Source organism: Amycolatopsis coloradensis (genome assembly GCF_001953865.1).
GTDB lineage: Bacteria > Actinomycetota > Actinomycetes > Mycobacteriales > Pseudonocardiaceae > Amycolatopsis > Amycolatopsis coloradensis.
The window spans coordinates 251,993-264,030 of the sequence record NZ_MQUQ01000003.1 but is presented as its reverse complement, the minus strand read 5'-3'; the positions used below and the strand labels follow the sequence as shown (position 1 = coordinate 264,030).

Genomic DNA, 12,038 nt, shown 5'->3' with positions numbered 1-12,038 from the left:
AAGGAAAGGAACGCCCGGTGACCACGCAGAACCGTGGCTCGATCGCGAAGGTCGTCAGCGCCAGCCTCATCGGTACGACGATCGAGTGGTATGACTTCTTCCTCTACACCTCCGCCGCGGCGCTGGTGTTCGGCAAATTGTTCTTCCCCACCAACGATCCGCTGACCGGCACGCTGCTCGCGTTCCTGACCTACGCCGTCGGTTTCCTCGCGCGGCCGATCGGCGGGCTGGTGTTCGGGCATTTCGGGGACCGCGTCGGCCGTAAGAAGTTGCTGGTGCTGAGCCTGGTGCTGATGGGCGGGTCGACCTGCGCGATGGGCATCCTCCCGACGTACGCGACCGTCGGTGTCCTGGCACCGATCCTGCTCACGCTGCTGCGGCTGGTGCAGGGTTTCGCGCTCGGCGGCGAATGGGGCGGCGCGGTGCTGATCGTCTCCGAACACGGTGACGACAGGCGCCGCGGGTTCTGGGCGTCGTGGCCGCAGTGCGGCGCGCCCGGCGGGAACCTGCTCGCGACGGCCGTTCTCGCCATCCTCGCGGCGACGCAATCCGACGAGGCGTTCCTCGGCTGGGGCTGGCGGATCCCGTTCCTGCTTTCCGGTGTCCTCGTGGTGATCGGGCTGTGGATCCGGCTCGCGGTCAGCGAATCGCCGGTCTTCCTCGCGGCGCGGGAGAAGAGCGAGCCCGAGCACGCGCCGGTCGTCGAGGTGTTCCGGAAGAACTGGCGTGCGGTGCTGATCACGATCGGTTCGCGCATGGCGGAGAACGTTTCGTATTACGTGATCACCGCGTTCATTCTCGTTTACGTCACCACCGGCCTTGGGCTGCCGAAATCGGCGGGACTCAACGCGGTGCTCATCGGTTCGGCCGTGCATTTCGTGACCATTCCCTTGTGGGGCATTCTTTCCGACCGGATCGGACGCCGACCGGTCTATCTGTTCGGCGCGATCGGCATGGCCGCGTGGAGTTTCGCGTTCTTCGCGATGCTCGACACCAGGAATTCCGGTGTCATCATTCTCGCCGCGACCATCGGACTCGTGTTGCACGGTGCGATGTACGGCCCGCAGGCCGCGTTCTTCTCCGAGCAGTTCCCGACGCGGGTCCGCTACACCGGCCTTTCGGTCGGCGGGCAGCTGTCGTCGATCGCGGCGGGCGCGGTGGCGCCGCTCATCGCGGTCGCGCTGTTCAAGGAGTTCGGCAGCACGGTCCCGGTCTCGCTCTATGTCGTCGCGATGTGCGCGCTGACCGTGATCGCGCTGCTCGTCGCCCGGGAGACGAAGGGGGAATCCCTGCACTCCGAAGTTCTCACGGAGCGCAGTCACGTGTCAGCATGACCGTTGTGGACAGTGCCGCCCAGTTGCGCCGGCTGCTCGAACTGCTCGCCTCCGGGGCGGGCAGCGAGCAGCTGGCGCACGTCCCGGTCGATCCGAAGGCCACCGAGCTGGCGCTGCGGATCCGGGACACCGTCGCCGAGCACCGGCGGCGCGAGGCGGAGCTGGCCGCGCTGTTCGACACGGCCAGCGACCTCGCGCGGCTGGACGATCCGGACGCCGTCCTGCGGTCGATCGTGCGGCGGGCGCGGGCGTTGCTCGGTGTGGACGTCTCCTATCTCAGCCTCAACGACGAACCCGAAGGCAAGACTTACGTCCGCGTGACCGACGGCTCGGTTTCCGCGTTGTTCCAGGACATCGTGCTGGGGATGGGTGAGGGGCTCGGCGGGCTGGTCGCACAGACCGCGCGGCCGTACGCGACGGCGGATTACTTCGACGACAAGCGGTTCCGCCACACTTCGTCGATCGACACCGGGGTGCTCGACGAGGGACTGACCGCGATCCTCGGTGTGCCGCTGGCGATCGGCAGCAAGGTGATCGGGGTGCTGTTCGCCTCGGACCGGACGACGCGGGAGTTCAGCCCGGAAGAGGTCGCCCTGCTGTCGTCGCTGGCGGACCACGCGGCGATCGCGCTGGACAACGCGCATCTGCTTGACGAGACGCGCCGCGCGGTCGCCGAACTGAACGCCGCCAACGCGACGATCAGCGCGCACAACGACGCGATGCGCCGCGCCGAGGAAGCGCACGACCGGCTGATGGATCTCGTGCTGCGCGGCGGTGATCTGGCCGAGGTCGCCGCCGCGGTCGCGGGCGTGCTGGGCGGCGGGATCGCCGTTTTCGACGCCGACGGCGCGGCGCTGGCCTCGACAGCCGGAGAACTGCGTCTCTCACGGTCCGCGGTTTCGGCGTCGCGGGTCAGCGGGCGAGCTGTGTCCACTGAGGACGGTTGGGTGTGCGCCGTCCAAGCGGGGCAAGAGTTCCTCGGCAGCCTGGTGCTCGGCGGCGGGCGTTCGCTCGGTGAGGCCGACCGGCGGCTGTTCGAGCGGGCGGGAGTGGTCACCGCGGTGCTGCTGATGCAACGGCGTTCCGTCGCGCGGGCCGAGGACGAGGTGCGCGGTGAGCTGCTGTCGGACCTGCTCACCGCGCCCGGCCGCAATCCCGCCGCGTTGCTGGCACGAGGTCGGCGCCTGGGAGTCGATTTGTCGATATCGCACGCGGTGCTGATCGCGCATTCCGACGACGTCTCCCGGCGGCGGCTGGCGATGGCCGCCGCTCGGCACGCGGCTCTGGTCGGAGTCCACGCCGACGAGGTCGTCCTGCTGGTCCCGGGCGAGGATCCCGGGGCGCTGGCCAGGTCCGTGGCCGCCGAGCTGACGTCCACAATGGACTGTCCGGTGACGGTGGGCGCGGCAGGACCGGCGACTTCCCCGTGGGCGCTGGCCGAGGCACACGCCGAAGCGGCGCGATGTGTCGCGTCTTTGCTGGCCCTCGGCCGGGCAGGCGAAGGCGCGAGCATGGCCGACCTCGGATTCGTCGGGCTGCTCCTCGGCGAACACGCCGATCTCGACGCGTACGTGACGGCCACGATCGGCCCGGTACTCGATTACGATGAACGGCGTGGCACGGATCTGATCGGCACCCTTCGGGCGTATTTCGCCTGTGGCGGCAACTTGACGCGGGCCAAGGACCTGCTGCACGTACACGTCAACACCGTCGTGCAGCGGCTGGACCGCATCGCGTCGCTGCTGGGCGAGGAGTGGCAGGCACCCGAGCGCGCGCTGGAACTCCAGCTCGCGCTCAGGCTGCACCGTCTCACCAGTGACCGAAGCGGATGACCTCGGAGAAGTCGCGGCGCCGGATCGTCGTCGCCGACGAGCCGGGTGTCGGGCCGGGTTCGTCACCGTGGCCGAGCGCGATCACGCCAATCGGGTCATGATCCTCCGGTACCCCGAACTCGCTGTGGACGCGCTCCACGCTTTCCGGTGCCAGACCGAAGAAGACCGCGCCGAGTCCTTCGTCCACCGCGGTCTGGAGGATCAGCATCGCCGCCATCCCGGTGTCGACGTCCCAGTAGGGAACCCGCCACCACGAGTCGTCACCCGCGGCGAAACCCTTGTCCGGCTTGGCATACCGGTCGAGATAGGCGTTCTTGACCGACAGCGGCACGATCGCGACCGGTGCCGTCGTCACCGACGCGGGTGCCCAGCTGGCCCCGAACTCCCAGAATCGCTCGAGTTCTTCACCGGTGAGGACAAGGAATCCTTGCCCCTGCGAGAAACCGGCTGACGGCCCGCGCAGCGCGTTGCGCAGGACGCGCCGCAGGCTCTCGTCGGCGACGGGCTCGTCGGTGAACTTCCGGACCATGCGACGGCGTCGTACGACGTCCTGGAATTCCATACGATCAGCTTAGTGCGCAAGTGGTCGCGAGGTCGCCGTTCGCGCGGGGAATCGTCGCCGACACGGGAGGGGAGACGCCGTCCAGCCAGCCTTCGAGTGCGGTGAAGGCAGTACGGAAACAAGGCCCGATGGGCCGCAGTTCGTCCGGATGGACGTCGTACAGCCCGTCGACGTGGTTGCCGTCCACGATCCGGTAGTAGCGCTGGAGCCCGGCGCGGCCGCGCTCGGCGATCATCCGCTGGTAGACGTCGGAATCGTGGCTGATCGGCAGGAGTGTGTCGAGGGTTCCGTGCAGGGTGATCAGCGGTTTGCCGATCCGGCCGGTCAGCGAGATCCGTTCGACCGCGCGGTGCACGGCCCGGGGCCGAGTGGCGTAGTCATAGTCGGTCCCGGGGAACGCCGGGTCGAACTCGGCCTGGTGGATGCGCTGGGTCAGCCCCCAGTAGACGTTGTTGTGGTACGGCCACAGGAACTCCGAGCCCGGCGCGAAACCCGCGTCGAGAATCCGCTGATGTGCTTGTGCGGAACCGGCGACATAGGCGGGGTATTCGCGGATCGCCGGCGGTAGGAAGGTGAACAGGTTCGGGCCGTCCTCGCGCCAGAGCGTGCCTTCCCAGTCGATTCCGCCGTCGTAGAGCCACGGCCGGTTCTCGAGTTGCCAGCGGACGAGGTACCCGCCGTTCGACATCCCGGCCGCGAGCGTGCGGCTCGGCAGGCGACCGTAACGGTGGGCCACGGCGATTTTCGCGGCGATGGTCAGCTGCGTGACCCGCGAATTCCACTCCGCGAGCGCGTCGCCGGGGCGCCGTCCGTCGGTGTGGAAGCCGGCACCGGTGTTGCCCTTGTCGGTCGCGGCGAACGCGTAGCCCTCGGCGAGGACCTGGTCGCCGATGGCTCGGTCGTTCGCGTACTGGCGCCGCACACCGGGCGATCCCGCGACCACGAGGCCGCCGTTCCAGCGATCGGGCAGCCGCAGCACGAACTGCGCGTCGTGATTCCAGCCGTGCGTGGTGTTGGCCGTCGACGTGTCCGGGAAACAGCCGTCGATCTGGATGCCGGGAACGCCATCGGTGACAGGGAAACCGGACGAGGTCAGCCCGGCCCAGTCGGCCTGGACGGTGTGCCCGGTGGCGAGGGTGCCGGTGGTGGTCAGGTCGTCCAAACAGGACAGTTGTTGCTTCGCGGCCCCGGGCACGCGCACATTCGCGCATCCGCTCGCCGCCGCTTCGGCGGGTGTGATCAGGGCCAGCATCATCGCGAGGACCAGAGTGAGCCGCATCGGCCGACGGTAAGCGCCTCCGGCGAGGATCGGTATCCGGGGTGACCACACAAAACGCGTGTCCGCTGTGGTGGTCGTCCACGTGGGAACCCGGTCGCGGCGGTTCTAGCCTGAGGTGATGCGAAAACTCCTCATCGGCGCGGTGGTTTCGGCAATGGTCCTTCTCTCTCCGGCTCCGGCGCAGGCGGCGGCGATCCGCCCGGTGGCCGGATTCGGGAGCAATCCCGGTGCGCTGCAGATGTTCGAATACGTTCCCGACGGGCTACCGTCCGGACGTCCGGCGGTCGTCGTGCTGCACGGCTGCACCCAAGACGCCGCCGGATACGCGCGTGGCTCCGGCTGGATCGGGCTCGCGGACTAGCTGAAGTTCAAACTCGTTCTGCCACAACAGGTTCCGGCGAACAACTTCAGCAAATGCTTCACTTGGTTCCAGGCGGGCGACATCAAGCGCGGGGCGGGGGAAGCGGAATCGATCGCGCAGATGGCACGCCACGCGGCCGGAAGCCGGACCTACGTGACCGGTCTGTCGGCCGGTGGGGCGATGACCTCGGTGATGCTGGCGGCCTATCCGGACCTGTTCGCGGGCGGCGGCGTCGTGGCGGGCCTTCCCTACGGGTGCGCGGCCTCGATGGTCGACGCGTACTCGTGCATGAATCCCGGCAAGGACCTGACCCCGAAGCAGTGGGGTGACAAGGTCCGGGCCGCGAGTACCGGTCCGCGTTCGCCGGTCAGCGTCTGGCACGGGACCGCGGATCACACGGTCGCTTCGATGAACACGCGTGAGCTTTCCGAGCAGTGGACCGACGTCGGCGCCGCCGTCGACACGCATGCCGTCACCGGGATGGGGCATGGCCAGCCGATAGCGCCGGGTGCTGGTTGCGGTCAGGCCGGGCCGTACCTGCTCGACGTCGGCGTCTGCGCCGCGGCGGAACTCGCGGCGAAGTGGCGGCTAGGCGAGCACGGCGTCCAGTAGCCCCGGGAACCGCTCGTGGATGTCCTCGGTCCGTAGCTCGACCCAGCGGGTCCGGCCTTCGACGAACGTCGTCGTCAGGCCGGCTTCGCGCAGGACCTTCCAGTGGTGGGAGAGCGTCGGCGCGCTGATCTCGACGTCGTACTCGGTTACGGCGCAGCTTCGCGGTGAAGGGTTGCTTCGCAGGGCGCGAATCAGCTCCAGGCGTACGGGGTCCGCGAGCGCCTGGAGCACCGGCACGATCTCGATTTCACCGGTCGCCGGTTGCGGCAGCGTGGTGCTCACTTCGCTCCAACTGTTTGACAGTCATCGAATAGTCCGGCCACTATACCTCCCATGACGATTCGACGATCATCTAATGATCGGCTCGCTCTGGGGGCTCTGCTGGTACTCGCCGTCGGGACGTTCACCGTCGGCACCGACGCGTTCGTCCTGAACGGGCTGCTGCCCACCATCGCCGCCGACCTGCGCGTTTCCGAGGCCGTCGCGGGCCAGCTGACCACCGTTTTCGCGGTGACCTACGCGGTCTCGTCGCCACTCATCGCGGCTTTCACCGGACGGCTCGACCGCCGCTGGGTGCTCGGCGCGGGGATGGTGCTCTTCACGATCGGCATGGCCGGTCAGGCGATCGGCGAGTCCTTCGCCGTGGTCGCCGTCGCGCGCGTGCTGGCCGCGCTGGGCGCCGCCGCGTTCCAGTCCAACGCCTACGTCCTCGCCGGCGCCCTGGCGTCGGACGAACGGCGCGGCCGGGCGCTGGCCACGGTCTCCGCCGGGATGAGCGTGTCGATGGTGCTCGGCGTGCCGATCGGCGTGCTCGCCGGGAACTGGTTCGGTTGGCGCGCGGTGATGTGGGGGATCGGTGCGGTGGCGGTGATCGTGGCGTTGCTCGTGCCGCTGCTGCCCGCGGTCCGGATGCCGACGGCGACCTTGCGCGACAGGCTCGCCATCGTCGTGCGGCCGCCGATCGCGCGCGTGCTGGGCGTGAGCGTTCTCGGTACCGCGGCGGGCTTCGCGGCGTTCGTGTACCTGCCCGTTCTGGTCGCTCCGGTCGCCGCGGGCGCGATGATTTCCTGGCTGCTCGTCGGTTTCGGGATCGGGCAGATCGCGGGCAACGCCTTCGCGGGCAGGGCCACCGACACCCTCGGCTCCACACGTGTCCGCTCGATCTCGCTCATCGGCACGGTCGCGACGCTGGCACTGCTGGACGTCGCCGTGCTGAGCCTGCCCGGTGCCCTGGTCCTCGCGCTGGTTTCGGGGGCATTCGGCGGGATGCTGATGGTGCCGCAACAGCACCGGCTGTTCTCGCTGGCGCCCGACGCGCCGACGGTCGCTTTGGGACTCAACGGTTCGGCGATCTACGGCGGTGGTGCCCTCGGTGCCGCGCTGGGTGGCATCGTCCTGTCGTCGGCGGGAGTCTGGTGGATCGGTCCCGTTGCCGCCTTCGTCGCTCTGCTCGCCTTCGCGCTTTCGGTGCCTTCGCGCACTCCGGTGCCCCAGCCTGCCTGATCAAAAGTGAGAGCAAGGGACCCTTGCTATCGTTAGCGTGGGTACGCTAAGTAAGTGACAGCAAAGGTCCCTTGCTCTCTTTCCGCAGGTCAGAGGGTTACTCGATCGGGATCCGGGCCGACCAGCGCTCCTCGATGCGCGCGAAGCGCCATACGAGAAGCGCGAGAGCCCACGTAAGCACGAAGAGCGCTACGACCGCGTAGCCGACGTAGTCCAGGCTCAGCTTCCCGATCGCGGTCATGATCTCGATCGTCCCGATGAGCAGCGCGACCGCGACGGAAAGCGCCGTCACGGTGAGGTTGTGGTAGATCTTCCGCACCGGCTTCGCGAAGGCCCAGCCGTACGCGTAGTTCATGAAGCGGCCGTCGGCGGAGTCGAAACCCGAAAACGCCCGTGGCGCCGAGCTCATAGTGCCGCGGCGCCACGAAAAGCGTCAGGACCACCCAGCCCACGACGTTGAGCAGCATCCCGCCATCCCGGCGACGGACGCCCGTTCGCGTCGCGTGAGGGCGAGGCGTCGGGATGAACGGGGCTGTCCGCCGGTGCTCATGGCCACCCGAACTCTTAGTCGCGAATACCTGAGAGCCTCAGCAGATGAGCAGGTGATGGGCAATCGATGCTATTCAGCTCGCGCGCACCCGCAGGGAGTCGAGAGCCTTGCGGACGTGGCCGTCACTGGCCGCCAGCGCCTTCGCCGCGTTCGCGACGTCTTCTCCGGACAGCAGATGGACCAGCGCGACCTTGAGGTCGCCTTCGGCCTCGGTGAGCGCGTCGGAACAGTCCGCCATGCTCATCCCGGTGGCCTCGCGCAGGATCCTGATGGTCCGCCCGCGCAGCTTCGCGTTGGTCGCGCGCATGCTGACCATCAGGTTCGAGTACGTCCGGCCCAGTTTGATCATCGTCGCCGTGGAGAACGCGGTGAGGATGATCTTCTGCGCCGTCCCCGCCTTCATCCGCGTCGACCCGGCGATCGCCTCGGGGCCGGTGTCCACCGCGATGAGGACATCGACTCCTGACGGCGTCACCGTGGCCGGATTGCCCGAGACCAAAGCGGTCCGGGCACCGCGACGGCTCGCCGCGGCCAGCGCGCCGAGAACGTAGGGCGTCCGGCCGGAAGCCGTCAGTCCGAGCACGAAGTCGCCGGGTGCGACGGCCTCGGCCACTTCGGCGGCTCCGGCCTTCGCGTCGTCCTCGGCGTCTTCGACGGCTTGGCGCAGAGCGCGCGCGCCGCCCGCGTGATGCGCGATGAACCAGTCGGAGGGCACGTTGAACGTCGGCACGAGCTCCGCCGCGTCCAACGTCGCCAGCCTGCCGGACGTACCGGCCCCGAAATAGTGCACGCGGTGCCCCGACCGCAGCGCTTCCACGGCGAAGTCGACCGCCCGCGCCACCTGCGGCAGGACCGCGGCGACGGCTTCGGGGACCCGGCGGTCCTCGGCGTTGATGGCGCCGAGGATGCCCATGGTCGACATCAGATCGATGTCGGTCGTCCGTGGATTGCGCTGTTCGGTTGGCGAATCGACGTGCACCACCTGGCGTGGGACGGTCATCATGCGCCTCACTTTTTCGCTCATTTGCCGGTTTCCCGCGGCCGTCGCCTGCCATCGGGCCGTACGCCCAGCCGGTGCGAACCAACCGCGTCCCTGGTCGCGTCGAGTGCGTTGACCGACGCGTCCATGTGCCGCTGGGCGACACCGATGAACAGGCAGTCGATGACGGTCAGCTGCGCGATGCGGCTCGCCGTCGCACCGGAGCGGAACGTCGTCTCCCGTGCCGCCGTGGTCAGCACGTGGTCGGAGACCTCGGTGATCGGCGAACGCGGGAAGTTCGTCACGGCGACGGTGATCGCGCCGTGCTCACGGGCCACCCGCAACGCCTCCACGGTGTCCGTGGTCGCGCCCGTGTGGGAGATGCCGATGGCGACGTCGCCAGGGCTCAGCACGGCCGCCGACGTCAGCATGATGTGCGTGTCGGACCAGGCGAAGCTGACTCGCCCGATGCGGTGCAGTTTCTGCTGCAGGTCCGCGGCCACGAACGCGCTCGCGCCCACGCCGTAGACGTCCACGCGGCCCGCGCCTGCCAGGACATCGATCACGCGCTGTAGCGACGGGACGTCGAGCTGGTCGGCGGTCTCCTCCACGGCACGAGCGTCCGCGAAGCTGACCTTGCCGATGACCGCGGCCAGGTCGTCCTCCGGCCCGATCTCGCCGCCGAGATTGCGGCTCGACCGCGCCTCGGACCGGGCGGTGTCGGCCGCCAAAGCGATCCTGAGCTGCGGATATCCGCCGACACCGACCGCCTTGCAGAACCGCGTGACGGTGGTTTCGCTGGTGTTCGCCGCGAGCGCGACCTCGGTGATGCTGCGCCGTGCGACCGTCGCGGGGTCGTCGAGGACGACCTTCGCGACTCGCTGTTCGGCCCGGGCGAGCCCGGGCAGCAGTGAGCGGATCCGGACCAGCGGGCTCGCGTCAGCGTCCCGTGTCGGCTGCGCCGGCACGGCCTCGGACGGTGCGACCGCGATCACGGATTCGGCATCGCTCACCGTGGGAAAGTTACTAACCGTTGGCATCTGCGACAAGGCTACCCACACCCTTCGGGAAGATCGCAACCTATCCGTGTCTGCGGATTCGATTTGCGATTAATCGTTGACCAGAAAGTCGCTAACCAGGTCGAGGCCGTTAACGAGGTCGAGCTAACGACTTGGCAACTTAGTGTCGCGCCGCAAGCGGCTGTGTCCCGGTCAACGGGGCAGTATGGTCAGCGCATCGGAACCGGCCGGTTACCTAGTGCTCAACTTCCAGCCGGTAGCGACGAAAGTAGGGGGATTATGCTCACTGTCCAGCAGTGTGCGGCCGCGTTCAGTGACTTTCACACCGTCCAAGAAAATTCCGCGCCCCGTGTAGCGGGCATCGGTCGTGTAACGCCAGCGAAGGGCGATTTGTGAGCTTTGTGACACCTCGGCGGCGACCCGCCACCAAGCCCGATGGCCGTGCCCGCTGAGACCGGGGTGGTCCCCGGCGGGAGCGCCTGGTCCTTTTGCACGCACAGTAATCGTTTTCCACGTTGTTCCGCCGTCGGTACTTATTTCCAGGAACAGCGAATCCGAGGGGCCTTCGGTGTCCACGAAGGTGTCGAAAGAGACCTTCAGCGGCCCACCGCGCGGCTGTAACGGCGGAGTCGTGAGCGTCGCCGTGGAGACGTCCCCGGCGCCGCTGAACCACGCTTCACGGCCGTGCGCCGGGCGGACGGCCATCGCCTTCGCGAGCGAGCGCGCCCACGTCTCCCTGGCGAGGTTGATCGAGCCCCAGCTCCGCGTCGGGTGCACGCGGTTGGTGAGCAGGATCGCGAACGACCTCGACAGCGGGTCGATCACCAGCGAGGTCCCGGTGAACCCGGTGTGCCCGGCGGTCGAGGGCGCCGACAGCGCGCCCATGTACCAGGGCTGGTCGAGTTCGAAGCCGAGTCCGTGGGAGTTGTCGGGGAACTTGTGGTTGTAGTTCGTCAGCATCGCCCGCACGGTCTCCGGCCGCAGGATCCGCTGACCGCGGTACGCGCCGCCGTTGAGGATCGTCTGCGCCAGCACGGCCATGTCGGGGGTCGTGGAGAACACGCCAGCGTGCCCGGCGACGCCGCCCAGCGACCACGCGTTCTCGTCGTGGACCTCCCCGCGGACGAGCCCTCGCGGCGGCTTCGCGGCGTATTCGGTCGCCGCGACCCTGGCGAGCTTCGACACCGGCGGGTTGTATCCGGTGTCGGCCAGGCCCAGCGGAGCCGCGATGCGGTCCTGGACCACCTTGTCCAGCGGGGCCCCGGCCAGCTTCTCGACCAGGAAGCCGAGCGTCAACAGGTTGATGTCGGAGTAGAGGTACGTACTGCCCGGCGGGTTTTTCAGCGGGCTGTCGAGGATTGCCTTCCGGCGCGACGGGATGTCCGGGTAGCCCTCCCACAGCGACGGGAGCGGCGTCGCGGCGAAACCCGAGACGTGCGTGAGCAGTTGCTGGACGGTGACGGCCTCCTTGCCGTTCACCCCGAACTCCGGCAGGTACCGCGCCACCGGCGCCGAGATGTCCAGCTTCCCGGCCTCGGCCAGTTGCATCACCGCGATGGAGGTGAACAGCTTCGAGATCGAGGCCATGTCGAAGATCGTGTCCGCGCGCATCGGCACCTGCTGCTCCGGCGGCAGTTCGGTGCCCTTCGCGTCGGCGTACCGGACGGCGCCGCCGACGGCCTGGCGCTCGACGACCACCCCGTCGTGCGCCAGCAGGCCGACCGCTCCGGAGAAGTGCGGATGCCCGGTGGCGTCCGGTTTCGTCCAGCTCTCGATGAACCGCTCGGCCGCCTTGATCGGCGCCGGGTCGAGACCGACGTCGGCGGGCGTTCCGTCTCGCAGGACGGTGGACGCGGGCGCGAAGCCTTCCCGCGGCTTGTCGAACCGGCCGGCCGCGCGATCTCGCTGGTTTTCGGTACCCGGAATCGCCTGTGCTCCCGCCGTCGACAGCGTGGTCGCCGCGACCAGGACGGAAACAGCCGCGATCAGGATCTTCCTAACACGCAA

The 12,038-nt window shown here is 68.5% G+C and carries 9 protein-coding genes and 2 pseudogenes; 4 read left to right on the top strand and 7 right to left on the bottom strand.

Features of this window, described 5'->3' with window-relative positions; translation table 11 throughout:
• The first annotated feature begins 17 nt into the window (after window positions 1-17).
• Window positions 18-1,334, top strand: coding sequence for an MFS transporter (locus BS329_RS04790; RefSeq protein ID WP_076155982.1), 1,317 nt, complete (start codon window positions 18-20; stop codon window positions 1,332-1,334).
• Window positions 1,331-3,166 carry a helix-turn-helix domain-containing protein gene (locus BS329_RS04785; protein WP_076155980.1) on the top strand — a complete coding sequence of 612 codons (1,836 nt, stop codon included), beginning with the start codon at window positions 1,331-1,333 and terminating at the stop codon, window positions 3,164-3,166. The genes BS329_RS04790 and BS329_RS04785 overlap by 4 nt, the downstream gene beginning before the upstream one ends.
• Here the strand turns inward: BS329_RS04785 and BS329_RS04780 are convergent.
• Window positions 3,144-3,728: a nitroreductase family protein gene (locus BS329_RS04780; protein ID WP_076155979.1), complete on the bottom strand. Its 585-nt coding sequence runs from the start codon at window positions 3,726-3,728 to the stop codon at window positions 3,144-3,146. The genes BS329_RS04785 and BS329_RS04780 overlap by 23 nt on opposite strands.
• A gap of 4 nt (window positions 3,729-3,732) precedes the next feature.
• On the bottom strand, window positions 3,733-5,007 hold the full coding sequence (locus BS329_RS04775; RefSeq protein ID WP_208619148.1) for an alpha/beta hydrolase family protein: 1,275 nt from the start codon (window positions 5,005-5,007) through the stop codon (window positions 3,733-3,735).
• Window positions 5,008-5,125: 118 nt separating this feature from the next.
• On the opposite strand from BS329_RS04775, the pseudogene BS329_RS04770 reads away from it, so the two are divergent.
• Window positions 5,126-5,980: pseudogene (locus tag BS329_RS04770) on the top strand (extracellular catalytic domain type 1 short-chain-length polyhydroxyalkanoate depolymerase).
• On the opposite strand, the gene BS329_RS04765 reads toward BS329_RS04770, so the two are convergent.
• Complete coding sequence (locus BS329_RS04765; protein ID WP_076155978.1) at window positions 5,957-6,262, bottom strand: ArsR/SmtB family transcription factor; 306 nt, start codon at window positions 6,260-6,262, stop codon at window positions 5,957-5,959. The pseudogene BS329_RS04770 and the gene BS329_RS04765 sit on opposite strands and share 24 nt — an antisense overlap.
• Window positions 6,263-6,313: 51 nt before the next feature.
• Here BS329_RS04765 and BS329_RS04760 point away from each other — a divergent pair, with 51 nt between their 5' ends.
• Window positions 6,314-7,483 (top strand): MFS transporter, encoded by a 1,170-nt coding sequence (locus tag BS329_RS04760; RefSeq protein ID WP_076155977.1) that lies wholly within the window; start codon window positions 6,314-6,316, stop codon window positions 7,481-7,483.
• 97 nt (window positions 7,484-7,580) lie between these two features.
• Here BS329_RS04760 and BS329_RS44380 read toward each other — a convergent pair.
• The 4 genes and pseudogenes from BS329_RS44380 to BS329_RS04740 form a co-directional block, all read right to left on the bottom strand.
• Window positions 7,581-7,862, bottom strand: a pseudogene (locus BS329_RS44380) (HoxN/HupN/NixA family nickel/cobalt transporter); the annotation flags it as partial.
• A gap of 244 nt (window positions 7,863-8,106) precedes the next feature.
• Window positions 8,107-9,036: an N-acetylmuramic acid 6-phosphate etherase gene (locus tag BS329_RS04750; RefSeq protein WP_076155975.1), complete on the bottom strand. Its 930-nt coding sequence runs from the start codon at window positions 9,034-9,036 to the stop codon at window positions 8,107-8,109.
• Window positions 9,037-9,053: 17 nt separating this feature from the next.
• Complete coding sequence (locus BS329_RS04745; RefSeq protein ID WP_244197036.1) at window positions 9,054-10,025, bottom strand: MurR/RpiR family transcriptional regulator; 972 nt, start codon at window positions 10,023-10,025, stop codon at window positions 9,054-9,056.
• Window positions 10,026-10,262: 237 nt separating this feature from the next.
• Entirely contained in the window at window positions 10,263-12,038 is a 1,776-nt protein-coding gene (locus BS329_RS04740; RefSeq protein ID WP_143252852.1) for a serine hydrolase domain-containing protein, read from the bottom strand.

Excerpts from the sequence above, each read along its gene's own strand:
- BS329_RS04785 (WP_076155980.1), top strand. The coding sequence starts at position 1,331 with ATGACCGTTGTGGACAGTGCCGCCCAGTTGCGCCGGCTGCTCGAACTG.
- BS329_RS04780 (WP_076155979.1), bottom strand. The coding sequence starts at position 3,728 with ATGGAATTCCAGGACGTCGTACGACGCCGTCGCATGGTCCGGAAGTTC.
- BS329_RS04775 (WP_208619148.1), bottom strand. The coding sequence starts at position 5,007 with ATGCGGCTCACTCTGGTCCTCGCGATGATGCTGGCCCTGATCACACCC.
- BS329_RS04760 (WP_076155977.1), top strand. The coding sequence starts at position 6,314 with ATGACGATTCGACGATCATCTAATGATCGGCTCGCTCTGGGGGCTCTG.
- BS329_RS04750 (WP_076155975.1), bottom strand. The coding sequence starts at position 9,036 with ATGATGACCGTCCCACGCCAGGTGGTGCACGTCGATTCGCCAACCGAA.